The following is a 26,555-nucleotide window of genomic DNA, read 5'->3' as shown; positions in this document are numbered from 1 at the left end:
GGCCTGCCGTTCCATGAGTATATTTAAGAAAAATTCGGCTTTATACACAGCATTATTTCTATTTTTTACTATCAATATTGTACATGCCCAAACAAAAAGCGAAACGCCCGCCCTGTTCGACCATCGCGCGCAGAATGTCCGGACACAGGCCGGCGACATCCACCAGATCCGGTTTCTGACGGAGAGCGATTATCCGCCGTTTGATTTCCTGCGCTCGGATGGCGAATTATCCGGATTCAATATCGACCTCGCCCGCGCCATCTGCGACGATCTGAAAGCGACCTGCACAATCCAGCCCTGGCGATGGGACAAGCTGGATACGGCCATGGACAGCGATGCCGGAGATGCCGTTATCGCTTCGCTGAAACAAACACCGCAAACGGCTGCGCATTATATTTTTACAATGCCCTATTACCTGACGCCCGCGCGCTTTGCCGTGCTGAAAGACAGTCCGCTCAAGATCGTGTCTGCGCAAGACCTGAGCAACAAATCAATCGGCGTGGTCAGCGGCAGCGCCCATGAGGCCTATTTCCGGCTCAATTTTCCAACCACGCTGGCCACCGGATATTCCAGCCTGAGCGATGCCGAGGAGGCGCTGCGCAGCGGCAAGGTTGAGGCGCTCTTCGCCGACGGGCCGAGCCTCGCCATATGGCTCGCCGGCGCGCAGGGCGATTGCTGCGCCTTCAGTGGCGGCGCCTATTACGATTCGGCCTTCTTTTCGGATGGCGCGCGCATCGCCCTGCTGCCGAAGAACGAGGCCTTGCGCGATGCGATCAACGCCAGCCTGATCCGGCTCGATGCCAGCGGCAAGCTTGCCGAACTGACCAGAAAATACTTTCCAGTCAGCTTTTATTAAAAGCAGCTCGCGTCTGTTCCCCGCCCGAAGGGCCGGAGCCTTAGAACATCGATTGCAATTCCTTGGCCGTCGCTTCGGCCGGCCGGTCAAGATTCAGAGATTCGATGAATTGACCGGTGCGACCCATGACATAGACCAGCGCCGTGTGATCATAGGAATAATCTTCCGGGCGTGTGCCGGGCACCTTTCTTGAATAGACGCGATAGGCCTTCTCCACAGCGTCGATCTGCGCGCGGGAGCCGGAAAGGCCGATGATGCGCGGATCAAAACTGGAGAGATAATCCTTCAGCACCGCGGGCGTATCGCGTTCGGGATCAACCGTAATGAAAAGAGCGGCCACAGGCGCATTATCCGGCAGCTTACCCAGAACCTGCGTCATGTCCGACAAGGTTGTGGGGCAGACATCCGGACAATGGGTGTAGCCAAAAAATACGAGCGTGATCTTATTGGCCAGATCGTTGTTGGTAACGGTTTTGCCATTCTGGTCGGTAAGCGAGAACGGCCCTCCTATCGCCCCCGCCACATTCGCATCATGCGGACGCAGCACCCAAATGGTCGCACCCACCGCAGCGATCAGCCCAAGCAGGAGCAGGCTCAGAGGCAGCAATCGTTTCATCGGGACAAATTCCTAAAAGCAACTGCGGATCGTGCTGGCCAGATCCACAAAGATCAGCGGGCCAAACCCCGCCCATAAGATGAGCGCGGCGACAAAAAGCAGGCCAAAACCCGCCAACGCCACAACCTTGGCAAACTGATTAGAGGTTTCCCGCCCAGCATCCGTCATAAAGCAGGTATAATGCAATTTTACTTCGCGTCCAACTCCTGCGGCAGCGCTTCGCGTACGAGTGCGGCCACTGCAGCCGGCATATCCAGCCGCAAAGCGGCCGCCTTGCCTGCCTGCGACATTTTGCTCCAGGTTTTGGCAAGAATGTCGAGCACCTTGTCTTTTTCATGCTTTGCTGCGAAATCGGCGGCGTAATATTGCAGAAACACCAGACAGGCGACATCCTCAAGGCATTGGGCGTCGGCATCCTGCTTCAGCTTTTCCTTGCGCACGATTGAGCCGACCCGCGCGATTTCCTCCGCGCCGAACCCGCATTGCGTCATCAGGCCCGCGAGCCTGTCGGCATGGCGGCGTTTTTGCTCGTTGCGCCAGCGATGATAGCCGGCCTTACCCTCGGGAAAATCGCTGCGCGGCAGGCTCCAGCGCTCGATATGCTGGCCTCTGACGGCAATTTGCACCGCCAGATCGGCCTGCGGCGCGAAAAGATTCAGCATTTCGCTCATGCGCCGACCATAAAGCCATTCGGCGGGTTCGCCGGACAAGCGGTTGGGATCGGCACTGTTGCAGGCATCGATCGCGGCAAAAATACTTTCAAGCCGTTTCAAAGCTGAACTCCGACAGGGACAGGCGCATGGTGCCGCTGAGACTTTCGCCGCCCGCCAGAGTGTGCAGCGGCGCAATCGCACGGATCAGCCCTTCCGTCTGCGCTCCGACAGCATGTGACTGCGGCTCGAAGCAAACAAAATCCGCGCCAAGCGGCGACCAGAGAACCGGATGCCGCAGGTTGGGGCTTGCCTGAATGGTCAGCGTCTTGCCGATATCCGGCCAGTCGATCTGGGCCAGCCCGTCCCAATCGGTGAAATTGATGGCGCGTTCGCTCCATTCGCGCGCCGGGCGCCCGCGTGAAAAATCATGCAGGTCGCGCAGGCGGCCGTGGCCGTGAGGCCGGAAGCCCTCGCTCATATAGACTTCGCCCTGCGCCTTGAGACGCACGCGCGTCGCTTCATTGCTGGGAAACCACGGATGAAAACCAATGCCATAGGGCAGAGCTTCGCGGCCGTCATGGCGCACAGAAAGATCGAAGGTGACGCCCGCCGCATCCAGCGTGACACTCATGCGGGCCGTGTAAAAATATGGCCCGGCGCGTTCGGCCTTGTGCATCATCACCAGACGCGATTCGCTCTGCGCCACGATATCCCAGGCGGCCTGCCAGCCAAAACCATGAATATTGACGCCAGCCGGGTCGTTCGGCGGCAGATCGTGAATCTCGAAACCGGTATCCAGTTTTGCACCAAAGGCACGATTGCACAGAGGCACCATGGGCCACAGGCCGAACCAGCTCGGGCTTGCACCGGGCTGAGGCTCGGCGGGCGTGTAGAGCAAAGGGATACGGATACGATCGCGCACATAGGCCAGCCGCACAATATTCGCTCCGGCCTGCGGCCAGATCTCGCATTCAAAGCCATGAGCTGTCATCAAGACAGGATGAGTCATCTTTACATTCCCCGAGTCGCGCCTGTTATGATGCACTCCGCCTTTATGAATTGCCAGCCAAAGAAATTGAAGGAGAAATATCCATGAAGTCACGTGCAGCCGTTGCCTTTGCTGCAGGCAAGCCCCTTGAGGTCGTCGAGGTGGATCTGGAAGGGCCGAAAGCCGGCGAAGTGCTCGTCGAGGTCAAGGCCACGGGCATCTGCCACACCGATGCCTACACGCTTTCGGGCGCGGATGCCGAGGGCATTTTCCCGTCCATCCTGGGCCATGAGGGCGCGGGTATCGTTCTGGAATGCGGCCCCGGCGTCACCTCCGTGCGCAAGGACGACCACGTCATTCCGCTTTACACGCCCGAATGCCGGGAATGCGACTATTGCCTCTCGCGCAAGACCAACCTGTGCCAGAAAATCCGCGTGACGCAGGGGCGCGGCCAGATGCCGGACGGCACAAGCCGCTTTTCCTACAAGGGACAAAAGCTCGCCCATTACATGGGCACTTCAACCTTCTCGAATTATATCGTCGTGCCGGAGATTGCTCTGGCCAAGATCAACCCGGCCGCGCCCTTCGACAAAGTGTGCTACATCGGCTGCGGCGTCACCACCGGCATCGGCGCGGTGATCTGGACCGCCGGTGTCGAGGTGGGCGCACGGGTCGTTGTGTTCGGGCTGGGCGGCATCGGCCTCAATGTCATCCAGGGTGCGCGCATGGCCGGCGCGGCGCAGATTGTCGGCGTCGATCTCAACCCGGCCAAGGCTGAACTGGCCCGCAAGTTCGGCATGACCGATTTCGTCAACCCGCGCGATATTTCCGGCGATATTGTCGCTCATCTTGTCGAATTGACCAGGGGCGGCGCGGATTATTCCTTCGATTGCACCGGCAATGTCACAGTGATGCGCCAGGCGCTCGAATGCTGCCACAAGGGCTGGGGCCAGAGCATCATCATCGGCGTCGCCCCGTCGGGAGCGGAAATTTCAACGCGCCCGTTCCAGCTTGTCACCGGGCGGGTGTGGAAGGGCACGGCGTTTGGCGGCGCCAGAGGCCGCACTGATGTGCCGAAAATCGTCGACTGGTATATGGACGGCAAGATCAATATCGACGATCTGATCACGCATAAGCTGCCGCTGGAGCGCATCAACGAAGGCTTCGACCTGATGCACGAAGGCAAGTCGATCCGCACAGTGGTGGAGTTTTAAAAAACAACGCCGTCATCGCGAGCGGAGCGTGGCGATCCAGAGTGTGCAGAACAATGGATTGCTTCGTCTGCGCTCGCAATGACGGTTTGATTCATCACCCTAACCCTCTCCTCAAGCGGGGCGAGGGAATCTACCCCGCCAGCGCCACCTTGAACTCGGCCTCGGTCTTGGCCCGGATTTCATCCAGAGTGACGCCGTCGGCCAGTTCGATCAAGGTGAGGCCGGTGCCGCCCTTCTTGTCTACGGTGAACACGCCAAGATCGGTGATGACCAGATCAACGACATGCGCGCCGGTCAGCGGCAGGGTGCAGGATTTCAGCAGCTTGGACTCGCCCTTGGCTTCGTGCTCCATCAGCACCACGACGCGCTTGACACCAGCGACAAGATCCATGGCACCGCCCATGCCCTTGACCATCTTGCCCGGAATCATCCAGTTGGCGAGATCGCCGCCCGCCGAGACCTGCATCGCACCAAGAATGGACAGGTCGATATGGCCGCCGCGGATCATGCCGAACGAATCGGCGCTGGAAAAATAGGATGTGGTGGGCAGCTGGGTGACGGTCTGCTTGCCGGCATTGATCAGATCGGGGTCGACTTCGTCGTCATAGGGAAAAGGCCCCATCCCGAGCATGCCGTTCTCGCTCTGCAACTGGACGCTCATGCCTTCGGGAATGAAATTCGACACAAGCGTCGGGATGCCGATGCCAAGATTGACATAAAATCCATCGCGCAATTCTCGGGCCGCGCGGGCAGCCATCTGTTCACGTGTCCAGGCCATGTTTATCTCCGCAAATTCAGGCGCGCGGGCGGGTGGTGCGCTGTTCGATACGCTTGGGGCTGTCGGGTACATGCACGATGCGCTGCACGAAAATGCCCGGCGTGTGGATGTGGTCAGGGTCGATCTCGCCCGGTTGCACGAGATGCTCGACCTCGGCAATGGTGATCTTGCCGGCGGTGGCCATCATCGGGTTAAAGTTGCGCGCTGTCTTGCGATAGACGAGGTTGCCTTCGGTATCGCCCTTCCAGGCATGGACAAGCGCGATGTCGGCAACGAGGCCGGTCTCCATGATGTAGGTCTCGCCGTTGAACTCGCGCGTCGGCTTGCCGTCCGCCACAATGGTGCCGACGCCTGTCTTGACGTAAAAGCCGGGAATGCCCGCTCCGCCCGCGCGGATACGCTCGGCCAGCGTGCCTTGCGGATTGAACTCCAGTTCCAGTTCGCCGCCGAGATACAGCTGGGCAAAAAGCTTGTTCTCGCCGACATAGGACGAAATCATTTTCCTGATCTGCCGCGTCTCCAGCAGGCGGCCAAGGCCGACACCGTCTACGCCCGCATTGTTGGATATTGCAGTGAGGCCTTTGGCGCCCGTATCGCGCAGCGCATCGATCAGCGCTTCGGGAATGCCGCACAAACCAAACCCGCCCGACATGATCATCATGCCGTCGCGCACCAAACCCTCCAGCGCGGCGCTCGCGCTCGCATAGACTTTCCTCATTGCTCTCTCCGTGAACCCGGCTCTTTTTAGTCTAGCCACAGTCATTTTGCACCGCAATAGCCGCCCGGCCTCATCGCTGCATTCCCCCAACCGAAGCCGCCGTGTCTCCGGGCGACATGCGTTCAGATGCGGTGCCCGCGCTCGCTCAGCAATTGCATGATGGTGCCGCGCAAGGCCGGAATGCCTGCGCCCGTCTCGGACGACGTGAAGATAACCTGCGGAAATGCGGCCGGGCGCTTGCGTAAGGCAGCCAGCGTTTCGTCGAGGCGCGCGTCCTGCTCGGACAGCTTCACCTCATCCTGCTTGGTCAGGATCACCTGATAAGAGACAGCGGAAGAATCCAGCATGTCCAGCATCTCGGCGTCATTTTCCTTGATGCCGCGCCGGCCGTCGATCAGCACAAAGACGCGCAGAAGGCTGGAGCGGCCGCGCAGATAATCCCTGAGCAGGCTGTTCCAGCTGGCGAGCTTTGCCTTGTCCACGGCGGCATAGCCATAGCCGGGCATATCGACGAAGCGCAGGCGTATATCGTCCGGCTCCGGGCCCAGAGCAAAGAAATTAAGCTGCTGGGTGCGGCCCGGCGTATTGGAAATGCGGGCCAGCGTCTTGCGGCCTGTCAGAGCGTTGATCAGCGAGGACTTGCCGACATTGGAGCGTCCGGCGAAGGCAATTTCCGGCGGGCCCAGCGGCGGCAGATTATCCGCCTTGGCGGCAGCCCAGATGAAATCGCACGGGCCGGAAAAGAGCTTGCGCCCGGCCTCGATGAAGGCGGGCGCAATGTCGTTGTCCTGCGGGGAAGCGGCGGCCACTCAGGCCGCCTTTTTCATGAAGAGACGGCGCAGATTGTCGAACAGTTCGATCTTGACCCCGGCGCGCTTCATGATGAAGCCCTGCTGGAGAATCGACAGGATATTGCTCCATGTCCAGTAGATCACCAGCCCCACAGGCATGGTGCCGAGCATGAAGGTAAAGATCACCGGCATATAGGTGAACATCTGCTTCTGCACCGGGTCGGTGGGCTCCGGATTCATCTTCATCTGCAGGAACATGGTTATGCCCATGAAGACCGGCCAGATGCCGATATGCAGGAAATTCGGCAGGAAGCTGGGGTCGAAAGGCAGCAGCCCGAACAGGTTGATGATATGGGTGGGATCGGGCGCGGAGAGGTCCTTGATCCAGCCATAGAACGGCGCCTGACGCATTTCTATGGTGACGAGAATCACTTTGTAGAGCGCAAAAAAGATCGGGATCTGGATCACCATCGGCAGACAGCCGGAAACCGGATTGATCTTTTCCTTCTTGTACAGCTCCATCAGCGCCTGCTGCTGTTTCTGCTTGTCGTCCGGAAAGCGCTCCTTGATCTCGTTCATCTGCGGCTGGACTTTCTTCATCTTCGCCATCGACTGATAGGAGCGATTGGCGACAGGGAAGAGAGCACCGCGCAGCAGCACGGTCACCACGAGAATGGCAAGGCCGAAATTGCCGAGAATGTGGTTGATGTAGTCAATGAGCTTGAACAGCGGCTTGGTGATGAAATAGAACCAGCCCCAGTCGATCATCAGATCGAAATTCTTGATGCCGAGATCGGTCTGATAAGCATCGATCGTGCGGGTTTCCTTGGCGCCGGCGAACAGACGCGTGGCCACCTCGGCCTGCGCATTGGGCGCGACCGTCATGGCGTTGCCGAGTACGTCGGCCTGATAGGTCTTGCGGGTCTCTCCAAAGACAGAGAACGTACCCTTGAACTGCGCATCCTGTGCCGGGATCAGCACCGCGCTCCAGTATTTGTCGGTAAAGCCAAGCCAGCCGCCCGTGCCTTCCAGCACTTCCTTGCCATTGGTGGCCTTCTCTATCTTGGCGTAGGTGATTTCCTGCACGCGGGAATCGCCAACCACGCCAAGCAGGCCCTCGAACAAGGCGCCGAAACCGGCAAGCGGCGGGATATTGCGGCGTGCGATCAGGGCATATGGATAGAGCGTGACCGGCGACGAGCCGTGATTGGCCACCGAATCCTTCACGTCGAACATGTAATTCTTGTCGACGCTGATGGTGCGCTTGAAGGTCAGCCCCTCGCCATTGTCAAAGCTCAGCGTTACCGGGCTTTCAGGCGTCAGCGTGGTCTTGTCCGCTGTCCAGACGCTCTGCGCATCGGGCAGCTTCACCTTCTCGCCGGGCGCGCCGACAAAGCCGAAATCGGCATAATAGGGATTGGGCGCGCCGGCAGGCTCGAACAGAACGATATGGGGCGATTTCGGATCGGTGGTTTCGCGGTAATTGTTCAGAGAAACATCGTCGATGCGCGCGCCAGCCAGCGAAATCGAGCCGCTTACGCGCGGGGCGCTGATCGTGATGCGCGCCGAGCGTGCCAGCGCGTCCGTGCGCGGCAGGGTGGCGTCAACGCCCGGCGCGGCCGTTCCCGGCACAGCGCCTTCGGGCAGAGCGGCGGCAGGCACCTTGGATGTCGCCTGCGCGAGGGCGGCTTCCTCCTTCTGCTTCTGCATTTTCGGGACGCCGTAAAAATAATTCCAGCCCAGCAAAACGGCACTCGACAGGCCGATGGCCAGAAAGAGATTCTTGTTGTCCTGTTTCATGGAAGGTCAGCCTGTCTGGTCTGTTTGGAAGGTTTGCCCGCGCCGCGCGGCGCGTGAATCTGCCGGAGAGCCCGCTCCAGTTCGGCCTGCAAATCCGCAAATGGCAACGAGAGCACGGTGCGGCGGGCAACAATCACGTAATCATACATGTCCTGCGCCGGGAGCCTGCCAAGCCGCAGGGCTTCGCGCAGGCGGCGGCGCATGCGGTTACGCTCCGGCGAATTGCCTGTCTTGTTGGTGACAGTCAACCCGAAGCGAGGTCCGGCGTAGGCCGGAGGAGCATTTGTTTCAAGAGCCATTGCTTCGCCCCTGCGCTGAGCCTGCAAGGTCAATGCGGACAGGTGCACGCGCCGCCCCTTGGCGACGGCAACAAATTCAGCGCGCTGTCTGAGGCGCACGGGAGTTGGGCTCCCGCTCATGAAAAATCAAGCCGAAAGGCGCTTGCGGCCGCGAGCTCTGCGGGCTGCAATGACCTTGCGGCCACCAACAGTGGCCATGCGGGCGCGAAAACCATGGCGGCGCTTGCGCACGATCTTGCTTGGTTGATAGGTCCGTTTCACGGGTCACACTCCACTTGTCTATTGACCAACACCAAATCCGGTCCCCATGCTCGCATTGAATACGAACAATCTGGCACCGTCATGACGCGGTTTGAAAAAGGTGTGCGCTTATAGGAGGAAGCGAGGGCAGAAGTCAATGTCCATTCCGGCACGAAATACGGCATTCGCAGCGCTTTTTATGTCTCGCACAGGCGCCAATCCTTGACAAGAGCAGCGCTTCGGTCACAAACCTCGTCTGAACACTCAAGGGAAAACAGCCAATGACCCATGCTCTGGAAACAATCATCAACGCCGCTTTCGAGGACCGGGCCAATATAACCCCGAAGACCCAGGGCGAAGTGCGCGATGCCGTCGAGACCGCCCTGCATATGCTGGACACAGGACAGCGCCGCGTTGCCGAAAAAATTCCCGGCAAGACCGGCCCCGACAGCTGGAAGGTCAATCAATGGCTGAAGAAGGCGGTTCTGCTGTCGTTCCGCCTCAACGACATGGAACTCATCTCCGGCGGCCCAGGCGGATCGAGCTGGTGGGACAAGGTGCCGTCGAAATTCGAGGGCTGGGGCGCCAAGGAACATGCAGATGCAGGCTTCCGCTCGGTGCCTAACTGCGTGGTGCGCCGTTCGGCCTATGTGGCGCCGGGCGCGATCCTGATGCCCTCCTTTGTCAATCTGGGCGCCTATGTCGATACCGGCACCATGGTCGACACATGGGTGACCGTTGGCTCCTGCGCCCAGATCGGCAAAAACGTGCATCTTTCGGGTGGTGTGGGGATCGGCGGCGTGCTGGAGCCGCTGCAGGCCAATCCCACCATTATCGAGGATAATTGCTTCATCGGCGCGCGCTCGGAAGTGGTGGAAGGCGTGATCGTCGGCGAAGGTTCGGTGCTGTCGATGGGCGTGTTCATCTCGGCCTCCACGAAGATCATCGACCGCGCCACCGGCAAGATTCACATCGGCTATGTGCCGCCCTATTCGGTGGTGGTCTCGGGCAACATGCCCGGCAAGCCCCTGCCCGACGGCACGCCCGGCCCCTCGCTCTACTGCGCTGTGATCGTGAAAACGGTGGATGCGCAGACCCGCTCCAAGACCGGCATCAACGAACTGCTGCGCGACTGACTGTGTCGCGCCGGACGCGGAGCGGCAGCCCCGTTGGCCGCCCCCCGCAGGCCTTGTGATGCAGGCGCATCATGCAACCCAGGATATATTTGTGAGCAATTTTCATTTTCTCTTCCGCGAGGACAAGGGCAAGATCGGGCGCGGCACCTGGTGGCGCGCCAGCGCAGCCCTCGCCGTCATCTGGCTGGCGGTCTTCGCGCTCTATCTTGGATTGGGCCGCGGCGATATCACCAAGGTGGGGCTTGTGGCGCTGCTGACGCTCGCCACCATGATGCTTGGAGTCTGTTTCTATTTTGTCAGCGCCAAGCGCTTTCAGGATATCGGCAGACCGGGGGCGCTGGCCCTGATCCTGCCGCTGATGCTGTTGTTCGATGCCGCCGTGCACTGGATGCAGCCGCGTATCGGCACCACTTTTCCCGCTTTCATCAGCTATGCTTTTGACTTTGCGCTGGTGGTCATCTCCATCTGGACGCTCTGGCTGCTCGGTTTCCAGAAAGGGGATACGCCATGAGCCTGTCCGCGCGCGCCCTGCTGCGGGATCTCATCCGCTGTCCCTCGGTGACGCCGGAGGAAGGCGGTGCGCTGCATCTGCTGGAGCGTGTGCTCAGCGCTGCCGGTTTTGAAACGCATATCGTCCGCTTTTCCGAAGAAGGAACGCCGGACGTCGACAATCTCTTCGCCAGGATCGGCTCCGGCCGGCCGCATCTTGTCTTTGCCGGGCATACGGATGTGGTGCCGGCGGGCGATGCGGCGGGCTGGACCTATCCGCCGTTCTCGGGGGAAGAGACGGACGGCCTCATATTCGGGCGCGGCGCGGCCGATATGAAGGGCGGCATAGCCGCATCGGTCGCCGCGGTTCTCGGCTTTCTGGAGCAGCATGGCGCGCCGCGGGGCGCCATCAGCTTTCTGATCACCGGCGACGAGGAAGGCCCGGCCATCAACGGTACTGTGAAATTGCTTGAATGGACGAAGGCAAGAGGCGAAATATTCGATCAATGCCTGCTCGGAGAGCCGACAAACCCTGATTTTCTTGGCCAGATGATGAAAATCGGCCGGCGCGGTTCGCTCACGGGCGAAATCCGGGTTGAAGGCAAGCAGGGCCATGTCGGTTATCCGCATCTCGCGCTCAACCCGGTCATGCCGCTTGTCGAGATTATCGCGGCGCTGAAAGCGACGCCGGTCGATGCCGGCACCCCGCTTTTCGAGGCCTCAAATCTCGAAGTCACGACCTTCGATGTCGGCAATACTGCGACGAATGTCATTCCGGCCAGCGCTTTTGCCCGCTTCAATGTGCGTTTCAATGATTTGTGGACATTGGAGAGCCTTGAAAGCGAGTTGCGCCGGCGCATCGCCAGCGTCGAGACGGCGGCGCGCGTGCATGTGCATTTTCAAAAGAGCAATGCCACCGCCTTTGTCACCAAGCCCGGCCCGTTCACCGAAATCATCTCGGGCGCAATCGCCGGAGAAACGGGGCAGATGCCGGTTCTCTCGACCAGCGGCGGCACTTCGGATGCGCGTTTCATCAAGAATTACTGCGAAGTGGTGGAATTTGGTCTTGTGGGCAAAACCATGCACGCCGTGGACGAGCATGTGCGCATCGCCGATGTGGAGGCGCTGACGCGGATCTACCAGCGCGTGCTGGAGCGTTATTTCGCCTGACGGGCGCCCGACGCTGCACCTGCCCGCATGAAACAAGCCCCGCTCATCTCGCGGGCCGCCTTATGACGGATAATCAACACCCGCGAGATAAAGCCCATCGGCGGGAGCCACCTGCCCACAACGTGCGCGGTCGCGCGCCTCAAGCGCATTGACAAGATCCTGCTCGCTCCATTTGCCGGAGCCGACATGTTCAAGGCTGCCCACCATGGAGCGCACCTGACGGTGCAGAAACGACAATGCCGACACCCTGATCTCGATCAGATCGCCCGCCGAAGTGACATCGAACCGGTCCAGCGTACGCACCGGGCTGTTCGCCTGACATTCGGAGTCGCGGAAGGTGGAAAAGTCATGCCTGCCGGTGAGACGCTGCGCCGCCTCGTGCATAAGACCGGCATCGAGGCGGCGGGCGATGTGCCATACATAGCCATGTTCGAGCACCGCCGGCGCGCGGCGGTTGAGTATCCGGTAAATATAATGGCGTTTTATCGCGGAAAACCGCGCCTCGAACGTCTCGGGCACGCGTTCGGCGCGCAGCACGGCTATGCGATGGGTGCGCATATGAGCGTTCATTGCGTCACGTACAACATCAACGCGCCAGTTTTTCTGCAGATCGACATGCGCGACCTGCGCCAAGGCATGAACACCGGCATCCGTGCGCCCGGCGCCCTGAATCTGCACGGTCTCGCCGGTGAATTTTTGGATCGCCTCCTCGATGGTCTGCTGTACGCCAAGGCCATTGGCCTGCCGCTGCCACCCGCAGAAGGCGCGTCCGTCATATTCGATCGTGAGCTTGAAGCGCGGCATCAGACGAGCGTCAGCCGGGCAGGCAGGTGCTGCCCGCGCAGGAAATCTTCTGCGCCGAGCGGCCCCTTGCCGGCGCGCTGCACCACGAGCAGTTCCAGCGCGCCTTCGCCACAGGCAATGACCAGATCATGCAGCACCTGACCCGGTTCGCCGGAGCCCTCAGCGGGACGCGCCCTGAGCACCTTGACCCGCTCCGGCCCCCGGCCGAAATCGGCTTCGAAAAAGCCTCCCGGAAAAGGCGACAATCCCCGCACATGATTATGCAGTTCGCGCGCGCTGCGCCGCCAGTCCAGACGGCTTTCGGCCTTGTCGATTTTCGCGGCATAAACCACCCCATCCGCCGGTTGCGGCGTGAATTGCAGCGCACCGCGCTCAAGCGCGGCAAGCGCACGCACCAGCAGATCAGCCCCGACAAGGGCCATCTTGTCATGCAGCTCGCCCGCCGTCATATCCGGCGGCAGAGGAATGCGCTCCGCAAGCCCGACAGGGCCGGTATCCAGCCCCTCGTCCATCTGCATCACCATGACGCCCGTTGCGGCATCGCCGGCCATCAGCGCGCGCTGGATCGGCGCCGCCCCGCGCCAGCGCGGCAACAAGGAGCCATGCAGATTGAGACAGCCATATTTCGGCGCGGTGAGAATTTCCTTTGGCAGCAGCAGCCCATAGGCCACGACTATCGCGACATCAGCCTCGAGAGCCCGGAAGGCCTCTGCAGCCTCTTCCCCGCGCAGACTTTTGGGCGTGAATACGGGAATAGAGAATTTTTCAGCCAGAACATGCACCGGCGAGAGCCGCATTTCCATGCCGCGGCCCGCCGCCTTGGGCGCACGCGTATATACGGCGACGATTTCGTGGCCCTGCGCGATCAATGCCGAGAGGCTGGGCACGGCGAAATCCGGCGTGCCCATGAAAATGACGCGCATCAGCCCATCTCGCCCGGTTGCGGCGGCGCATCAGCCTCGCGCCGCGCCGCCTTGGCGAATTTTTTGATCACCCGCTCGCGCTTGAGCCGCGAGATATAGTCAATGAACAGCTTGCCGTTGAGGTGGTCGATCTCATGCTGCACGCAGGTGGCGAGCAGCCCCTCGGCCTGCACTTCCCGTGTGGCGCCGGTCACATCCTGATATCTCACGCGCACGGCGGCCGGGCGCTCGACTTCCTCATAAAAATCAGGAATCGACAGACAGCCCTCCTCATAGACGGATTTTTCCTCGGAGGCCCAGATCACCTCGGGATTGATCAGCGCCATAGGCTGCGGCGGATCTTCCTTGCGGGCGATATCCATGGTGAGCACACGCTGCATCACGCCGATCTGCACTGCAGCAAGACCGATTCCGGGCGCTTCGTACATGGTTTCAAACATGTCTTCGGTCAGGCGCTTCAATTGCGCATCGAACAGGCTTATCGGTTCGGAGACGAGACGAAGGCGGGTGTCGGGCAGAATGACGATGGGGCGCAGAGCCATGAATCTTTTCCTTTTCGGCATCAGATAATCATGCCAGCGGTCAAGGTCAAATATTTCGCGCTGCGTTCTGTTTTTGTTCAATTGCAAGCCGAATCAGCATAGAGTGGCGCGATGAACCAGACGCTTTTTTTCCTCGGCTCCGTTCCCGTCAATCTTTTCGGTCTCGCCATGACCGCCCTGCTCGGCCTCATGGCGGCCATTGCCGTCGTGCTGGCACGGACGGCGCGGCAAAACCGCGAACAGGTGGAGACGGAAAGCACCCGGCAGCGCGAACTGGACGAGAAAATGGCGGCCCTGATGCGGGTCAACGCCGAACTGACCGGACGCGTGCAGACCATGGCGGAAGTGATCAGTTCCCGCCAGCAGGAACTGGCCAAACATGTCGGCGAGCGGCTGGATTCTGTGAGCCACCGCCTCGGCCAGAACATGGAAGCCTCCAGCAAGACCACGGGCGACAATCTCACCAAGCTCAACGAGCGCCTTGCCGTGATCGATGCGGCGCAGGCCCGCCTGATGGGACTGACGCAGGAAGTGGTCAGCCTCAAGGACATTCTCGCCAACAAGCAGACACGCGGCGCATTCGGACAGGGGCGGATGGAAGCCATAGTCCGTGACGGCTTGCCGCAAGGCTCCTACGAGTTTCAGGCCAGCCTTTCCAACGGCACGCGGCCCGATTGCCTGATCCGCCTGCCCACCGACACGCGCGGGCTGGTGGTGGACGCCAAATTCCCTCTGGAGGCGTTTTCTGCATTGAAGGATGCGGTCACCGAGGACGCCCGCCGCGCGGCCAGCGCCCGCGTGCGTACAGATTTTGGCAAGCATATCAAGGATATATCCGAAAAATATTTCATCACCGACGAAACGCAGGACCTCGCCATCCTCTTCGTGCCGTCCGAGTCGATTTACGCCGATCTCAATGAGCATTTCGAAGATATGGTGCAAAAAGCCTATAAAGCGAGGATCATCATTGTTTCTCCCTCGCTGCTCATGCTGGCGGTGCAGGTGATGCAATCCATCGTCCGGGACAGCCAGATGCGCGAACAGGCTCACCTCATCCAGAAGGAAGTCCGCGTTCTGCTGGAGGACGTGGTTCGTCTGCGCGATCGTGTGGGCAAACTGGAGACGCATTTTGGTCAGGCACAGCGGGATCTGAACGATGTTTCGGTATCGGCCGACAAGATCGTCAAGCGCGGCGAGCGCATAGATTCGCTGGAATTTGACGAACCGCCTGCCGCTCCCGCCATTGTCGGAGCCTATCGCACCTCGGCCGCGTCCACATGACGGGTGCGGACAGGCGTGATCCGGGCATCAAACCCCTCAACCTGAACCTGCCCTCATCCTGAGCTTGTCGAAGGATCGCTGCCCACCAGAACAGACCGTCATGCGCGGGCGTGACCCGCGTATCCACGTGGATGGCAGGGGTCAAGCCCGGCCAAGACGCTTTCGAAAACAGAAAAGCGTAAAGAGATAATTGCACGAAGTATATCACCCTTCGACAAACTCAGGGTGAGGTGCTGAGGCTCAGGGTGCGACAAAGGCCCGCAACGTTGCAGCCCGAACGGAACCCGGCCTAGAACGGCGCGCGCTGGCGCATGGCCGCAGCCAGAGTTCCTTCGTCAAGATAATCCAGTTCGCCGCCCACCGGCACGCCATGTGCGAGCCGCGATATTTTCGCGCCGGAATCCTTCAGCAGTTCAGTGATATAATGCGCTGTCGTCTGACCATCGACAGTGGCATTGACCGCCAGAATGACCTCACGCACGCCATTGTGCACACGGGCGCGCAATGTATCGAGATTAAGGTCTTTAGGGCCGACGCCATCAAGAGGGGAAAGTGTGCCGCCAAGCACATGATATTGCCCGCTCACCACCTTGGCGCGCTCCAGCGCCCAGAGATCGGCCACCGTCTCGACGATCACCAGAACACCGGCATCGCGCCGCGCATCGCGGCAGATGGTGCATGGATTTTGCGTATCGATGGAGCCGCAGGTCTCGCAGGTGACGATGGTCTGGTGCGCCACGCTCATCGCGCTGGCAAGCGGCCCGAGCAGCTCCTCGCGCTTGCGGATCAGATGCAGCGCGGCGCGGCGGGCCGAGCGCGGGCCAAGACCCGGCAGGCGCGCAAGCAACTGGATGAGCCGTTCGATTTCCGGCCCTGCGACACGCTCCGCCATGCGAGGATCCTAGAACGGCAGTTTCATGCCGGGCGGCAGCGGCAGCCCGGCAGTGACGGCCCGCATCTTTTCTTCAGAAAGCTGGGCGGCCTTGCGCCGTGCATCCTCATGCGCGGCGACCAGCAGGTCTTCCAGAATCTCGCGTTCATCGGCCTTGAGCAGGCTCTCGTCGATGGAAACGCCCTTCATGGCGCCTGTCGCCGTGAGCGACACCCTGACCACTCCCCCGCCCGACACGCCCTCGACAAGGGCAGAGTCAAGCTCTGCCTGCACCTGCGCCATGCGGCTCTGCATTTCCTGCGCCTTTTTCATCAGGCCCATCATGTCTTTCATGGCTCTGCCTCCAAAAATTAAAGATCTTCATCAAATTCGATCTGGTCGAAAAATGCGACCTCGTCGTCGCCTTCCGCACTTGTTCCCGGCTCAACAACGGGCGCTGGCGGCGGCGCCTCCTCGGCAAGGCGCACATTGACGATTTTCGCGCCGGGAAAATGGCTCAGAGCGGCCTGCACCAGCGGATCGGCCTCCAATCCGGCGCGGGCATCCTGAGCGCGGGCCTGTTCGGCCTCACGCAGGCTCGGCGCGCCCTTGGAGGACGTGACAGCCACCATCCAGCGCGCACCGGTCCATTCCTGCAGGCGGCGCGAGAGATTAGCCGCCAGTTGCGGCGATCCATGCGGCCCGAGTTCGAATTCAATATGCCCCTGCTCGAAGCGCACAAGCCGCACGTCCCGCTCCAGCGCGCTCTTGAGCATGATATCGCGGTTGGTCTGCGCCAGCGCGATCACATCATGCAGGCCATTGAGCCGAACGGCAGGCGCGCCATGCGCCATCACCGGCTCGGACTGGATCGGCAGGGCACTGGCGCCGGTGCGCAATGCGCGGCTGCCCTGCGGCCCGCCGCCGGGCGTAGGCGTGGGTGTTTCGAAAGCCGCCCCGCCGGCCAGCGATTTCTCAAGATCGCCAAGGCGCCTGAGTGCCTTGTCCGGCGTCGGCAGGTCGGCGGCATAGGCAAGCCTTACCAGCACCATCTCGGCGGCGGCCAGCGGGCGGCTCGAATCCTTGACCTCGCCAAGGCCCTTGAGCAGCATCTGCCAGGCGCGGGTGAGCGCGGCCATCTGCAGGGTTTTGGCAAAAGCGCCGCCGCGCACGCGCTCCTCTTCGGTCAGATCGGGGTTTTGCGCCGTCTGCGGCAGAATTTGCAGCCGCGTGACGAAATGGACGAATTCGGCCAGTTCGGTGAGAATCTGTGCCGGATCGGCCCCCAGATCATAGTGTTTTTTCATCATCTGCAGGGCAGACGCCGCGTCCCCGCGCATCACCTGCTCGAAGAGGTCGACAATTTCGGCCCTGTCGGCGAGGCCGAGCATCTCGCGCACGGCGGCAGGTTCGATACGCCCGCCGACATTATGCGCGATGGCCTGATCAAGCAGGGAGAGCGAGTCGCGCACCGAGCCTTCCGAGGCGCGCGCGACCATGGCCAGCGCCTGTGCATCGGCCTCTATCCCTTCCTTGGCGCAGATGCCGGAAAGATGCCTGACCAGAACATCGGCCTCGACGCGGCGCAGATCGAAGCGCTGGCACCGCGAGCGCACGGTGATCGGCACCTTGTCGATCTCGGTGGTGGCGAAGAGAAATTTCACATGTCCGGGCGGCTCTTCCAGCGTTTTCAGCAAACCGTTGAAGGCCTGCTTGGAAAGCATGTGCACCTCGTCGATGATATAGACCTTGGTGCGGGCCGAGACAGGCCGGTAGCGCGCGCTGTCGATGATTTCGCGCACGTCGTCGATGCCGGTATGCGAGGCCGCATCCATCTCGATGACATCGACATGGCGCGATTCGATGATCGCCTGACAATGAACGCCAAGTTCAGGCATATGGATGCTGGGCGCATCGACCTTGCCCGGCACCTCATAATTGAAGGCACGCGCCAGAATGCGGGCTGTTGTCGTCTTGCCCACGCCCCGCACGCCGGTCAGTATATAGGCCTGATGTATACGGCCCGTATCAAAGGCATTGGAGAGCGTGCGCACCATCGGCTCCTGACCGATGAGATCCTCGAAGCTGGACGGACGATATTTGCGGGCAAGGACGCGATAAGGCTCGGCAGCTGGACGGACGGGCTGCTGCGGAGCCATAACGGAGGCTTCAAACATCTCCGTTGTTTCTTCCTCGCTCATCGCACCCATACCAGACAAGGGAAAGTAGGAGGTTGGACGAAGACCCGCTCGGTCTCGTTAGGGCTGCTTCCTTCCGGACCTGACCCGGTTGGCGAGTGAAACGTCCACCGCCAACCTCCCGCTTCCTATATGACGAAATCGGACCCGTTTCGCAAGGGCGGGCATAAAAAATTAATCCGCACGCGGACCGGACGCGGCTTGCGCAGGGCGCAGCGCAATGCCACAAATCGCGCATGAGTCTCTTGTCTTCCCCCGCGTTCACGCTGCATCCGCGTCTGGCTGCCGACACTCTGGCGCTCGCCGAGCTGCCGCTTTCACGTCTGGCGCTGATGAACGATTCGCGTTTTCCGTGGGTCATTCTGGTGCCGCGCCGCCCCAGCATCCGCGAGATCATCGACCTCGAGGCCGAGGATCAGGCCCGGCTTTTTGCGGAGATCAGCGGCGTTTCGCGCCTGATGCGCGATATTTTCGGTCCCGACAAGCTCAATATAGGCGCCATCGGCAATGTTGTGGCGCAACTGCATGTCCATATTGTCGCCCGCTTTGAAAAAGATCTGGCCTGGCCGCGGCCGGTCTGGGGATTTGGCGAGCCCATGCCCTATATGAACGAACAAAGCGAAGCCGTGCGCGAAAAAATCCGAACGGCGCTGGTCACGAACCCCATTGGATGAACATGATTTCTGATCCGCTCTCCTATGCGCATTTTGGCCAGATGGGCTTTGTGCGCAACCCGCTCGATCGCCATTCCGACTGGCGCGACGACGCGGCTGTTCTGGCGCGCCTGAAAGCCGATTCCGAGGCGCGTGTGCTGGTGATCGCCCGCGACATGCCGGTGCTGAACGATCAGGATCCGCTGTTCACCGTCAGCGAGGCGGAGAGCCTTGGCGAGGTGACGGAATCCGTCTTTCTCGGCAACTGGGACGACCGGCCTCTTTTCGCGCATCTTCTGGCTGAGGAAGACAGCGAGATCATCGATATCGCCGACCAGAGCGGCCTTCTGGACACGCGCATCATCCGTCTGATCCGCCGCCCTGATCTGATGCTCACCGACATGCGCTCCATCGCCATGAGGCAGATGGTTGAGCCGGCGCTGGTCGGTATACTCGGGCAGGCCAAGGCCGTGCTGCACTGGCATGCAAGCCACCGGTTTTGCGGCCGCTGCGGCAGCCGGACAGCACTTGCCGCCGGCGGCTGGCGGCGCGAATGCGCGGCCTGCGGCGCGCAGCATTTTCCGCGCACCGACCCGGTGGTGATCATGCTGGTGGTGGATGGCGAGCGCGCGCTGCTCGGGCGGCAGGCCCGCTTTCCCCGCGGCATGTATTCCTGTCTTGCCGGTTTTCTCGAAAGCGGGGAAACACTGGAAGCCGCTGTTCGGCGCGAGGTTTATGAGGAAGCCGGGCTCAAGACCGGCAAGGTGACCTATCTTGCTTCCCAGCCCTGGCCCTTCCCGGCCAGTCTGATGATCGGCTGTATCGCCGAGGCACATTCCAGCGACATACGCATCGACGCGCATGAACTGGAAGACGCCCGCTGGTTTTCGCGCGACGAATGCCGCGCGCTGCTGGATGGCACGCACCCGGACGGACTTTCGTCGCCGCAGCCAATGGCCATTGCCCACCACATTCTGAGGGCCTGGGTCGGAGAATAACGGCGGCGGGACTCCCCGGCTGGGCTATTCAGCCGCCTTCTGGCTCTCTATGCGGAAGGGATGCGCCGGATATGTTCCCAGAATACGCACCTCCTTGGAGAAGAAGGCCAGTTCCTCCAGCGCGCGGGCGAGCGAGGGATCGTCTGGGTGGCCATCGACATCGGCCAGAAACTGCGTCGCCGTGAATTCGCCATTGACCATATAGCTTTCCAGCTTGGTCATGTTGATGCCATTGGTGGCGAACCCGCCCAGCGCCTTGTAGAGCGCGGCGGGCACGTTGCGCACGCGGAAGATGAATGTGGTGATCAGCGGCCCGGGAAAGGCGCGGTAATCCTGCGGCCGGCGCGACAGAACGACGAAGCGCGTGGTGTTGCGGCTTTCGTCGGCCACATTCTCGGCCAGAACCTTGAGGCCGTAGATCTCCCCGGCGAGGCGCGTCGCCAGCGAAGCGCGGGAGATGTCGCCCCATTCGGCGACCTCGCGGGCAGAACCTGCCGTGTCGCTGGCGACATGGCCGCGCAGGCCCAGCTTGCGGATGATGTTCCGGCACTGGCCGAGCGCGTGAACATGGCTGTAGACGTCGGTTATGTCCTCAAGCCGTGCACCGGGCAGGCCAAGCAGATGAAAGTGAATCGGCAGGAAATATTCCCCAACGATATAGAGACCCGCTTTCGGCATGAGCTGGTGGATATCCGCCACGCGCCCGGCAATGGAATTTTCGATCGGGATCATGCCGAGTTCGGCTGAGCCGTCCGAAACGGCGTTGAGCGCCTCCTCGAAAGTGGCGCAGGGCAGCGGCTCCATGCCGGGATAGACGTCGCGGCAGGCAATGTCGGAATTTGCACCCGGCTCGCCCTGATAGGCAATCTTGCTCATTTCAATTCTCGCTTTTCAACATTTCCCGCGCCCGGGCCAGATCATCCGGCCCGTCGACCCCCAGCGGCACCGTATCCACAATGACGGCATCGATGCGCATGCCTGCCTCCAGCGCGCGCAGTTGCTCCAGCCGCTCGCGCTGCTCCAGCACGGATGGCGGCAGGCCCACGAAACGCTCCAGCGCCTTGCGGCGGTAGGCATAAAGACCGATGTGGTGATAGAGCGGCCCCTCGCCCCAGGGTGCTGTCGCGCGCGTGAAATAGAGCGCGCGCAAATGATGCGGCGTCAGGGGTGAACCGACGATCTTGACCACATTCGGGTCGGTCTTTTCCCGCTCGTGCGTGATCATTGCGCCGAGCGTGGCTATATCCACGGTCGCATTGGCCAGCGGCAGCAGCGCCGAGGCCAGAATGCGCGGATCAAGGGTCGGCAGATCGCCCTGAACATTGACGATCACGTCATGGCGGCCATCCGGATCGATGTTTTGCAGCGCCTCGAAGATGCGGTCGGAACCCGACTGGTGGCTCTGCGCGGTCATGACGGCTGTGCCGCCCGCCGCCGCCACGGCCGCGACGATATCGGGCGAATCGGTCGCCACCACAACCGGCCCGATCCCGGCCTCCATAGCCCGCCGCCAGACATGGACAATCATCGGCTGTCCCGCGATATCGGCCAGCATCTTGCCCGGCAGGCGGGTTGAGGCCATGCGCGCCGGGATAAGGATAAGGGGATCTGACATGCGTGAACCTGAAATTTCTCGTCTGGCGGCAAAAAGTAGCAATGATTTGACGTTTATTGGCGTTTATACGTGTTGCCAAGAAGGGCGCAATGCCTGTAGTTAGAAAATATGAAATGTCCCTTTCCGGGCGAATGACGCTTGGAAATTTTGAGCAAGCCTGACGGAGCCTGAAGTATGGATGATCTCGCGTTCAACAAGATCGCTGGTGCAGTTCTTGGAACATTGCTGTTCGTCATGGGCTTGGGCATTGTGTCCAATGGTCTTTTCACCCATGAAAAATTGACAAAAGCGGGCTATGATCTGCCTTCGGGAGAGGTCAAGGAAGCGGCCGCCGCGCCGGCCAAGGCCGCTGTGCCGCTGCCGGAGCTTCTTGCCAAGGCTGACGCCACCAAGGGCGCGGCAATCGCCAAGGTCTGCACCGCCTGCCACAATCTTGAAAAGGGCGGAGCTGCAAAGGTTGGCCCGCCGCTGTGGGGCGTCGTTGGCCGCGCCAAGGGCTCAGTCGAGGGCTTTGCCTATTCCGATGCCATGAAGGCCAAGGGCGGCAACTGGGATTACGAGGCGCTCAATTCCTTCATCGAAAATCCGAAGGGTTATATCGCTGGCACGAAGATGGGCTATGCCGGCGAAAAGGAAGACACCAAGCGCGCCGATATCCTCGCCTATCTGCGCACCTTGTCGGATGCGCCGGTCGATTTTCCCAAGTAATCTTTGCCAACAAGCGGGTAAAGGGCCGGACATGTTCCGGCCCTTTTGCTGTCTGGGGCTGTTAGCTGTGGCCTCGCGGGCAAAAACGCTCTAATTTCAGAGCGAATCATTTTGAAAAGAGGCCGCGACCTTCCGTGCTCGATCTCACCCGCCGCACCCTGCTCAAATTTGTTCCCGCTTCTCTTGGCGCGTTTCTCCTACCCGGCCGCGCCTTTGCGGAAACGGAGACCCACGGGCTCTCCTCCTTCGGGGAACTGAAGGAAGCGCCGGATTTCAAATATTTTTCCTATGTCAATCCGCAGGCGCCGAAGGGCGGCAGCCTCGTCCTGCAGATCTCCTCGACCAACGGCAACCAGAATTTTGAGACCTTCGACACGTTCAACATCTATGTGCTGAAGGGCAATGGCGCGGCCGGCATGGATATGTGCTTCGATTCGCTGATGGCGGGATCGGGCAATGAGCCGGATGCGCTCTATGGGCTGGCGGCGCGCGCGGTGCGCATTGCCGACGACAGGCTGACCTACCGCTTCCTGCTCCGGCCCGAGGCGCGTTTTAACGACGGCAGCCGCCTCACGGCAACGGATGTCGCATTCTCGCTCAATATTCTCAAGACCAGAGGCCATCCGCTCTATCGGGAAATACTTGCTGAAATGACCGGTGCCGAAGCCGAGGCCGATGATGTTGTCAAGGTGCAGCTCTCGCCACGGCGCAGCCGCGACCTGCATCTGGTGATCGGCGGAATGCCGATCTTCTCCGCCGCCTACTGGGCCAAACGCAATTTCGAGGAGCCGACGCTCGATGCGCCGCTTGGCTCAGGCGCGTACCGGCTGTCCCGCTTCGAGCAGGGACGCTTCGTCGAGTTCGAGCGCGTTGCCGATTATTGGGGCAAGGATCTGCCGGTCAATGTCGGCCAGAATAATTTCGGCACAATCCGTTATGAATATTTCCGCGAACGGCAGGTGGCCTTCGAAGCCTTCAAGAACGGCACCATCACCTATCACGAGGAATATACCTCCCGCCTCTGGGCCACGGCCTATGATTTTCCAGCCGTCAAGGATGGCCGGGTGAAGAAGGAAGCCCTGCCGAGCGGTGTGCCGCCGACCATTCAGGGCTGGTATTTCAACCTGCGCCGCGACAAATTTCATGATCCGCGCATCCGCGAGGCGATCGGCCTGTGCTTCGATTTTGAATGGACGAACAAAACCATCATGTTCTCGTCGACAAAACGCACGGCATCCTTCTTCGAGGGCACGCCCATGGAGGCGCAGGGCAAGCCCTCGCCCGAAGAACTGGCGCTGCTTGAGCCGTTCCGCGGCAAGGTGCCCGACGAGGTCTTCGGCGAGCCCTATGTGCCGCCCGTATCGGACGGCTCGGGCACCGACCGCGCCCTGCTCAGAAAAGCCAATGACCTGCTGCTGTCCGCCGGCTGCAAGCGCAACGGCAGCTTGCTCAACCTGCCGAACGGCCAGCCTTTCGAGATCGAATTTCTCGATTCATCAGGCGCGCTGCAGCCGCATACCCAGCCCTTCCAGCAGAATCTGGGACGCCTCGGCATCAAGGCCACCACGCGGCTTGTCGATGCCGCGCAATATCAGGCCCGCACGCAGCAGTTCGATTTCGACATCATCAGCCTCAACCGCGGCGGCGCGCTCACCCCCGGCAACGAACTGCGGGTGATCTACGGTTCTGAATCGGCAAAGACGCCCGGCGGAGCCAATCTTGCCGGAATAACGGACCCTGCTGTTGACGCCCTCGTTGACAAAGTGGCCAAGGCGACCACCCGCCATGACATGGAAGTGGCGGCGCGCGCGCTAGACCGCGTGCTGCGCGCGGGGCGCTACTGGATCCCGATGTGGCACCGCGATCAGGCGTGGATTGCCTATTGGGACGAATATTCAAGGCCGCAGACCACGCCCAAATATGGGACGGGCGCACCCGGCACATGGTGGTTTGACGAGGCCAAGGCCAAGAAAATAGGGCGCGGCTGATGCTGGCCTATATCGCCCGCCGCATCCTGCTGATGATCCCGACCGTGTTCGGCATCATGCTGCTAACGTTCATCGTGGTGCAATTTGCGCCCGGCGGGCCGGTGGAGCGGATTGTCGCGCAGCTTCAGGGTCTGGACGCCTCGGCTACGTCGCGCTTTGGCGGCGGCAAGGATCTGGGCGCGGCCAGCACGGCGGCGGCGGAAGCCACATCGAAATATCGCGGCGCGCAGGGGCTCGATCCCAAGCTGATCGCCGAACTCGACAAACAGTTCGGCTTCGACAAGCCAGCCTATGAGCGCTTCTTCATCATGGTGAAAAATTACCTGATGTTCGATTTCGGCAAAAGCTATTACCGCGATACGCCGGTGATCACGCTGATCAAGGAGAAACTACCCGTATCCATGACGCTCGGCCTGTGGATGACGCTGATTTCCTATGCGGTTTCCATCCCACTGGGCATTGCCAAGGCTGTGCGGGACGGCTCGCGTTTCGATGTCTGGACATCCGCCGTCATTATTGTCGGTTATGCCGTGCCGGGTTTTCTTTTCGCCATTCTGCTCATCGTGCTGTTTGCCGGCGGCTCGTTCTGGCAGATATTCCCGCTGCGCGGGCTGACCTCGGAGGGCTGGTCGCATTTCACGCTGCTGCACAAGATCACCGATTATTTCTGGCATATCTGCCTGCCCATTCTGGCCATGTCGATCAGTTCGTTCGCAACGACAACCTTCCTGACCAAGAATTCGTTTCTCGACGAGATCCGCAAGCAATATGTTCAGACCGCGCGGATGAAGGGCCTTTCGGAGCGGCAGGTTCTTTATGGCCATGTCTTCCGCAACGCCATGCTGATTGTCATTGCCGGCTTCCCCGGCGCTTTTGTCAGCGCTTTCTTCACCGGTTCGCTGCTGATCGAGTTCACCTTCTCGCTCGACGGGCTGGGGCTCTTGTCCTATGAAGCGATCGTCAACCGCGACTATGCCGTGGTCTTCGCCAATCTTTACATTTTTTCGCTGCTGGGGCTGTTCGTCGGGCTGCTGTCGGATCTCATGTATACATGGATTGATCCGCGCATCGATTTCGAGACGCGGGAGGTGTGAATGCTGGCGCCGCCGCTTCCCGAAAAGAACCTCTCGCCGATGAACCGGCGCCGTCTGGACAATTTCAAGGCCAACAAACGCGGCTACTGGTCGTTCTGGATTTTCGGCGTGCTGTTCGTGCTCTCGCTTTTCGCCGAATTTCTCGCCAATGACCGGCCGATCATCGCCTATTACAAGGGCGAGTGGCTGTTTCCCGTGATGATTCATTATGACGAGAGCAAGTTCGGCGGCTTTCTGGCCGAGACCGATTATCGCGATCCGGTCATATCCGACGAGATCAAGGCGCATGGCTGGATGATCTGGCCGCCCATCCGCTTTGCCGACAACACCCATAATTACGACGTGCCGACGCCCGTGCCCTCGCCGCCGACATGGACGCTGAGCACCGACATCTGCCGCGCGGCGGCACAGAAAAATCTCAAAAGCGACAATCCGGCGCTCGGCTGCCGCGATCTGGAATGGAACTGGCTCGGTACGGACGATCAGGGCCGCGATGTGCTGGCGCGGCTGATTTACGGCTTTCGCATCTCCATCCTCTTCGGTCTGGCGCTGGCCAGCATATCCTCGGCCATCGGCATTCTGGCGGGCGCCATTCAGGGCTATTTTGGCGGCTGGACAGACCTTGTCTTCCAGCGTTTCATCGAAATCTGGTCATCGCTGCCAACGCTTTATGTGCTGATCATCCTCTCCTCGGTCATCAGTCCGAGTTTCTTCGTGCTGCTGGGCATCCTGCTGGCCTTTTCATGGGTGGCGCTGGTGCATGTCGTTCGGGCGGAGTTTCTGCGGGCGCGCAATTTCGAATATGTCAATGCGGCGCGGGCGCTCGGCGTCTCGGATGCGCGGATCATGTGGCGGCATGTGCTGCCAAACGCCATGGTCGCGACGCTCACCTTCCTGCCCTTCATCCTCAATGGGTCGATAACCACGCTGACGTCGCTGGATTTTCTGGGCTTCGGCCTGCCGCCCGGTTCCCCCTCTCTGGGTGAACTGCTGCTGCAGGGCCGCGCCAATCTCAATGCGCCCTGGCTCGGTCTGACCGGCTTCTTCACCATAGCGCTGATGCTGTCGCTGCTCATCTTCATCGGCGAGGCCGTGCGCGATGCGTTCGATCCGCGCAAGACCCTGAGGTAGC

General features: G+C 60.8%; 30 protein-coding genes and 1 other RNA gene. 12 read left to right on the top strand and 19 right to left on the bottom strand.

Annotation, left to right across the window (positions count from 1 at the left end):
• The first annotated feature begins 13 nt into the window (after window positions 1-13).
• Complete coding sequence (locus AC0N03_RS01105; RefSeq protein ID WP_474286536.1) at window positions 14-856, top strand: transporter substrate-binding domain-containing protein; 843 nt, start codon at window positions 14-16, stop codon at window positions 854-856.
• A 40-nt stretch (window positions 857-896) separates the two neighbouring features.
• On the opposite strand, the gene AC0N03_RS01100 is transcribed toward AC0N03_RS01105, so the two are convergent.
• The 4 genes from AC0N03_RS01100 to AC0N03_RS01085 are packed head-to-tail and all read right to left on the bottom strand — an operon-like array spanning window position 897 to window position 3,134.
• Window positions 897-1,472, bottom strand: coding sequence for an SCO family protein (locus AC0N03_RS01100; RefSeq protein WP_474286535.1), 576 nt, complete (start codon window positions 1,470-1,472; stop codon window positions 897-899).
• Between the two features lie 12 nt (window positions 1,473-1,484).
• Window positions 1,485-1,640, bottom strand: a complete 156-nt coding sequence (locus AC0N03_RS01095) for a hypothetical protein (RefSeq protein ID WP_474286534.1) — start codon at window positions 1,638-1,640, stop codon at window positions 1,485-1,487.
• A 20-nt stretch (window positions 1,641-1,660) separates the two neighbouring features.
• Complete coding sequence (locus AC0N03_RS01090; protein WP_474286532.1) at window positions 1,661-2,245, bottom strand: DUF4202 domain-containing protein; 585 nt, start codon at window positions 2,243-2,245, stop codon at window positions 1,661-1,663.
• Window positions 2,232-3,134, bottom strand: a complete 903-nt coding sequence (locus AC0N03_RS01085) for an aldose epimerase family protein (RefSeq protein ID WP_474286531.1) — start codon at window positions 3,132-3,134, stop codon at window positions 2,232-2,234. The genes AC0N03_RS01090 and AC0N03_RS01085 overlap by 14 nt, the downstream gene beginning before the upstream one ends.
• A gap of 83 nt (window positions 3,135-3,217) precedes the next feature.
• Here AC0N03_RS01085 and AC0N03_RS01080 point away from each other — a divergent pair, with 83 nt between their 5' ends.
• On the top strand, window positions 3,218-4,327 hold the full coding sequence (locus tag AC0N03_RS01080; RefSeq protein ID WP_474286530.1) for an S-(hydroxymethyl)glutathione dehydrogenase/class III alcohol dehydrogenase: 1,110 nt from the start codon (window positions 3,218-3,220) through the stop codon (window positions 4,325-4,327).
• Between the two features lie 130 nt (window positions 4,328-4,457).
• Here AC0N03_RS01080 and AC0N03_RS01075 read toward each other — a convergent pair whose 3' ends face one another.
• From AC0N03_RS01075 to rpmH, 6 genes are all read right to left on the bottom strand, one after another.
• A complete protein-coding gene (locus AC0N03_RS01075; RefSeq protein WP_474286529.1) occupies window positions 4,458-5,105 on the bottom strand; it encodes a CoA transferase subunit B in 648 nt (215 codons plus the stop codon).
• A 16-nt stretch (window positions 5,106-5,121) separates the two neighbouring features.
• Window positions 5,122-5,823, bottom strand: a complete 702-nt coding sequence (locus tag AC0N03_RS01070) for a CoA transferase subunit A (RefSeq protein WP_474286528.1) — start codon at window positions 5,821-5,823, stop codon at window positions 5,122-5,124.
• A gap of 122 nt (window positions 5,824-5,945) precedes the next feature.
• Window positions 5,946-6,632 carry a ribosome biogenesis GTP-binding protein YihA/YsxC gene (yihA, locus tag AC0N03_RS01065; protein ID WP_474286527.1) on the bottom strand — a complete coding sequence of 229 codons (687 nt, stop codon included), beginning with the start codon at window positions 6,630-6,632 and terminating at the stop codon, window positions 5,946-5,948.
• Entirely contained in the window at window positions 6,633-8,414 is a 1,782-nt protein-coding gene (yidC, locus tag AC0N03_RS01060) for a membrane protein insertase YidC (protein WP_474286526.1), read from the bottom strand. It lies immediately after the preceding gene.
• Window positions 8,411-8,812: a ribonuclease P protein component gene (gene rnpA / locus AC0N03_RS01055; protein WP_474286524.1), complete on the bottom strand. Its 402-nt coding sequence runs from the start codon at window positions 8,810-8,812 to the stop codon at window positions 8,411-8,413. Before rnpA ends, yidC begins: the two co-directional genes overlap by 4 nt.
• A gap of 27 nt (window positions 8,813-8,839) precedes the next feature.
• On the bottom strand, window positions 8,840-8,974 hold the full coding sequence (rpmH, locus tag AC0N03_RS01050) for a 50S ribosomal protein L34 (protein WP_036282947.1): 135 nt from the start codon (window positions 8,972-8,974) through the stop codon (window positions 8,840-8,842).
• Between the two features lie 260 nt (window positions 8,975-9,234).
• On the opposite strand from rpmH, the gene dapD reads away from it, so the two are divergent.
• From dapD to dapE, 3 genes are all read left to right on the top strand, one after another.
• Window positions 9,235-10,089 (top strand): 2,3,4,5-tetrahydropyridine-2,6-dicarboxylate N-succinyltransferase, encoded by an 855-nt coding sequence (dapD, locus tag AC0N03_RS01045; RefSeq protein ID WP_474286522.1) that lies wholly within the window; start codon window positions 9,235-9,237, stop codon window positions 10,087-10,089.
• Between the two features lie 91 nt (window positions 10,090-10,180).
• The gene (locus tag AC0N03_RS01040) at window positions 10,181-10,600 is read left to right on the top strand and encodes a DUF805 domain-containing protein (protein ID WP_474286521.1); all 420 of its coding nucleotides are present in this window, start codon (window positions 10,181-10,183) and stop codon (window positions 10,598-10,600) included.
• Window positions 10,597-11,748, top strand: coding sequence for a succinyl-diaminopimelate desuccinylase (dapE, locus tag AC0N03_RS01035; RefSeq protein WP_474286519.1), 1,152 nt, complete (start codon window positions 10,597-10,599; stop codon window positions 11,746-11,748). Before AC0N03_RS01040 ends, dapE begins: the two co-directional genes overlap by 4 nt.
• A 60-nt stretch (window positions 11,749-11,808) precedes the next feature.
• Here the strand turns inward: dapE and truA are convergent, their stop codons facing one another.
• Genes truA through AC0N03_RS01020 form a run of 3 tightly spaced genes read right to left on the bottom strand, consistent with a single transcriptional unit; the run spans window position 11,809 to window position 14,017 of the window.
• A complete protein-coding gene (truA, locus tag AC0N03_RS01030; RefSeq protein ID WP_474286518.1) occupies window positions 11,809-12,552 on the bottom strand; it encodes a tRNA pseudouridine(38-40) synthase TruA in 744 nt (247 codons plus the stop codon).
• Window positions 12,552-13,475 (bottom strand): methionyl-tRNA formyltransferase, encoded by a 924-nt coding sequence (fmt, locus tag AC0N03_RS01025; RefSeq protein WP_474286516.1) that lies wholly within the window; start codon window positions 13,473-13,475, stop codon window positions 12,552-12,554. Before fmt ends, truA begins: the two co-directional genes overlap by 1 nt.
• Window positions 13,475-14,017, bottom strand: a complete 543-nt coding sequence (locus AC0N03_RS01020) for a peptide deformylase (RefSeq protein ID WP_474286515.1) — start codon at window positions 14,015-14,017, stop codon at window positions 13,475-13,477. The genes fmt and AC0N03_RS01020 overlap by 1 nt, the downstream gene beginning before the upstream one ends.
• A 111-nt stretch (window positions 14,018-14,128) precedes the next feature.
• Here AC0N03_RS01020 and AC0N03_RS01015 point away from each other — a divergent pair, with 111 nt between their 5' ends.
• Window positions 14,129-15,298 carry a DNA recombination protein RmuC gene (locus tag AC0N03_RS01015; protein ID WP_474286513.1) on the top strand — a complete coding sequence of 390 codons (1,170 nt, stop codon included), beginning with the start codon at window positions 14,129-14,131 and terminating at the stop codon, window positions 15,296-15,298.
• Between the two features lie 289 nt (window positions 15,299-15,587).
• Here AC0N03_RS01015 and recR read toward each other — a convergent pair whose 3' ends face one another.
• The 4 genes from recR to ffs all read right to left on the bottom strand — a co-directional run bounded on the left by recR (window position 15,588) and on the right by ffs (window position 18,490).
• The gene (gene recR, locus AC0N03_RS01010) at window positions 15,588-16,190 is read right to left on the bottom strand and encodes a recombination mediator RecR (protein ID WP_474286511.1); all 603 of its coding nucleotides are present in this window, start codon (window positions 16,188-16,190) and stop codon (window positions 15,588-15,590) included.
• Between the two features lie 9 nt (window positions 16,191-16,199).
• The gene (locus AC0N03_RS01005) at window positions 16,200-16,523 is read right to left on the bottom strand and encodes a YbaB/EbfC family nucleoid-associated protein (protein ID WP_474286510.1); all 324 of its coding nucleotides are present in this window, start codon (window positions 16,521-16,523) and stop codon (window positions 16,200-16,202) included.
• Window positions 16,524-16,540: 17 nt separating this feature from the next.
• On the bottom strand, window positions 16,541-18,370 hold the full coding sequence (locus AC0N03_RS01000; protein WP_474286509.1) for a DNA polymerase III subunit gamma/tau: 1,830 nt from the start codon (window positions 18,368-18,370) through the stop codon (window positions 16,541-16,543).
• A 23-nt stretch (window positions 18,371-18,393) separates the two neighbouring features.
• An RNA gene (gene ffs / locus AC0N03_RS00995) (signal recognition particle sRNA small type) lies at window positions 18,394-18,490 on the bottom strand.
• 113 nt (window positions 18,491-18,603) lie between these two features.
• Between ffs and AC0N03_RS00990 the strand changes: the two genes are divergently transcribed.
• Window positions 18,604-19,041, top strand: a complete 438-nt coding sequence (locus tag AC0N03_RS00990; protein ID WP_474286508.1) for an HIT family protein — start codon at window positions 18,604-18,606, stop codon at window positions 19,039-19,041.
• Window positions 19,038-20,018, top strand: coding sequence for an NAD(+) diphosphatase (nudC, locus tag AC0N03_RS00985; protein ID WP_474286507.1), 981 nt, complete (start codon window positions 19,038-19,040; stop codon window positions 20,016-20,018). Before AC0N03_RS00990 ends, nudC begins: the two co-directional genes overlap by 4 nt.
• Window positions 20,019-20,042: 24 nt before the next feature.
• On the opposite strand, the gene AC0N03_RS00980 is transcribed toward nudC, so the two are convergent.
• Window positions 20,043-20,894, bottom strand: coding sequence for a prephenate dehydratase (locus AC0N03_RS00980; protein WP_474286506.1), 852 nt, complete (start codon window positions 20,892-20,894; stop codon window positions 20,043-20,045).
• A 1-nt stretch (window position 20,895) separates the two neighbouring features.
• On the bottom strand, window positions 20,896-21,633 hold the full coding sequence (locus AC0N03_RS00975; protein ID WP_474286505.1) for a 3-deoxy-manno-octulosonate cytidylyltransferase: 738 nt from the start codon (window positions 21,631-21,633) through the stop codon (window positions 20,896-20,898).
• 174 nt (window positions 21,634-21,807) lie between these two features.
• On the opposite strand from AC0N03_RS00975, the gene AC0N03_RS00970 reads away from it, so the two are divergent.
• The 4 genes from AC0N03_RS00970 (at window position 21,808) to AC0N03_RS00955 (ending at window position 26,554) form a co-directional block, all read left to right on the top strand.
• A complete protein-coding gene (locus AC0N03_RS00970; RefSeq protein ID WP_474286504.1) occupies window positions 21,808-22,341 on the top strand; it encodes a c-type cytochrome in 534 nt (177 codons plus the stop codon).
• Between the two features lie 134 nt (window positions 22,342-22,475).
• On the top strand, window positions 22,476-24,329 hold the full coding sequence (locus tag AC0N03_RS00965) for an extracellular solute-binding protein (protein WP_474286503.1): 1,854 nt from the start codon (window positions 22,476-22,478) through the stop codon (window positions 24,327-24,329).
• A complete protein-coding gene (locus AC0N03_RS00960; RefSeq protein WP_474286502.1) occupies window positions 24,329-25,423 on the top strand; it encodes a microcin C ABC transporter permease YejB in 1,095 nt (364 codons plus the stop codon). Before AC0N03_RS00965 ends, AC0N03_RS00960 begins: the two co-directional genes overlap by 1 nt.
• The gene (locus AC0N03_RS00955; RefSeq protein ID WP_474286501.1) at window positions 25,424-26,554 is read left to right on the top strand and encodes an ABC transporter permease; all 1,131 of its coding nucleotides are present in this window, start codon (window positions 25,424-25,426) and stop codon (window positions 26,552-26,554) included.
• The last annotated feature ends 1 nt before the right edge of the window (window position 26,555 follow it).

The organism is Methylocystis sp. sgz306128 (assembly GCF_056032725.1).
Note: the sequence above shows the minus strand (reverse complement) of the source record. Positions and strands in the feature narration are given on the sequence as shown.

What these genes read in the sequence shown, in the direction of transcription:
- AC0N03_RS01105 (WP_474286536.1), top strand. Translation starts at nt 14, where the DNA reads ATGAGTATATTTAAGAAAAATTCGGCTTTATACACAGCATTATTTCTA.
- AC0N03_RS01100 (WP_474286535.1), bottom strand. Translation starts at nt 1,472, where the DNA reads ATGAAACGATTGCTGCCTCTGAGCCTGCTCCTGCTTGGGCTGATCGCT.
- AC0N03_RS01095 (WP_474286534.1), bottom strand. Translation starts at nt 1,640, where the DNA reads ATGACGGATGCTGGGCGGGAAACCTCTAATCAGTTTGCCAAGGTTGTG.
- AC0N03_RS01085 (WP_474286531.1), bottom strand. Translation starts at nt 3,134, where the DNA reads ATGACTCATCCTGTCTTGATGACAGCTCATGGCTTTGAATGCGAGATC.
- AC0N03_RS01080 (WP_474286530.1), top strand. Translation starts at nt 3,218, where the DNA reads ATGAAGTCACGTGCAGCCGTTGCCTTTGCTGCAGGCAAGCCCCTTGAG.
- AC0N03_RS01075 (WP_474286529.1), bottom strand. Translation starts at nt 5,105, where the DNA reads ATGGCCTGGACACGTGAACAGATGGCTGCCCGCGCGGCCCGAGAATTG.
- AC0N03_RS01070 (WP_474286528.1), bottom strand. Translation starts at nt 5,823, where the DNA reads ATGAGGAAAGTCTATGCGAGCGCGAGCGCCGCGCTGGAGGGTTTGGTG.
- yidC (WP_474286526.1), bottom strand. Translation starts at nt 8,414, where the DNA reads ATGAAACAGGACAACAAGAATCTCTTTCTGGCCATCGGCCTGTCGAGT.
- dapD (WP_474286522.1), top strand. Translation starts at nt 9,235, where the DNA reads ATGACCCATGCTCTGGAAACAATCATCAACGCCGCTTTCGAGGACCGG.
- dapE (WP_474286519.1), top strand. Translation starts at nt 10,597, where the DNA reads ATGAGCCTGTCCGCGCGCGCCCTGCTGCGGGATCTCATCCGCTGTCCC.
- truA (WP_474286518.1), bottom strand. Translation starts at nt 12,552, where the DNA reads ATGCCGCGCTTCAAGCTCACGATCGAATATGACGGACGCGCCTTCTGC.
- fmt (WP_474286516.1), bottom strand. Translation starts at nt 13,475, where the DNA reads ATGCGCGTCATTTTCATGGGCACGCCGGATTTCGCCGTGCCCAGCCTC.
- AC0N03_RS01020 (WP_474286515.1), bottom strand. Translation starts at nt 14,017, where the DNA reads ATGGCTCTGCGCCCCATCGTCATTCTGCCCGACACCCGCCTTCGTCTC.
- AC0N03_RS01015 (WP_474286513.1), top strand. Translation starts at nt 14,129, where the DNA reads ATGAACCAGACGCTTTTTTTCCTCGGCTCCGTTCCCGTCAATCTTTTC.
- recR (WP_474286511.1), bottom strand. Translation starts at nt 16,190, where the DNA reads ATGGCGGAGCGTGTCGCAGGGCCGGAAATCGAACGGCTCATCCAGTTG.
- AC0N03_RS01005 (WP_474286510.1), bottom strand. Translation starts at nt 16,523, where the DNA reads ATGAAAGACATGATGGGCCTGATGAAAAAGGCGCAGGAAATGCAGAGC.
- AC0N03_RS01000 (WP_474286509.1), bottom strand. Translation starts at nt 18,370, where the DNA reads ATGAGCGAGGAAGAAACAACGGAGATGTTTGAAGCCTCCGTTATGGCT.
- AC0N03_RS00990 (WP_474286508.1), top strand. Translation starts at nt 18,604, where the DNA reads ATGAGTCTCTTGTCTTCCCCCGCGTTCACGCTGCATCCGCGTCTGGCT.
- nudC (WP_474286507.1), top strand. Translation starts at nt 19,038, where the DNA reads ATGAACATGATTTCTGATCCGCTCTCCTATGCGCATTTTGGCCAGATG.
- AC0N03_RS00980 (WP_474286506.1), bottom strand. Translation starts at nt 20,894, where the DNA reads ATGAGCAAGATTGCCTATCAGGGCGAGCCGGGTGCAAATTCCGACATT.
- AC0N03_RS00975 (WP_474286505.1), bottom strand. Translation starts at nt 21,633, where the DNA reads ATGTCAGATCCCCTTATCCTTATCCCGGCGCGCATGGCCTCAACCCGC.
- AC0N03_RS00970 (WP_474286504.1), top strand. Translation starts at nt 21,808, where the DNA reads ATGGATGATCTCGCGTTCAACAAGATCGCTGGTGCAGTTCTTGGAACA.
- AC0N03_RS00960 (WP_474286502.1), top strand. Translation starts at nt 24,329, where the DNA reads ATGCTGGCCTATATCGCCCGCCGCATCCTGCTGATGATCCCGACCGTG.
- AC0N03_RS00955 (WP_474286501.1), top strand. Translation starts at nt 25,424, where the DNA reads ATGCTGGCGCCGCCGCTTCCCGAAAAGAACCTCTCGCCGATGAACCGG.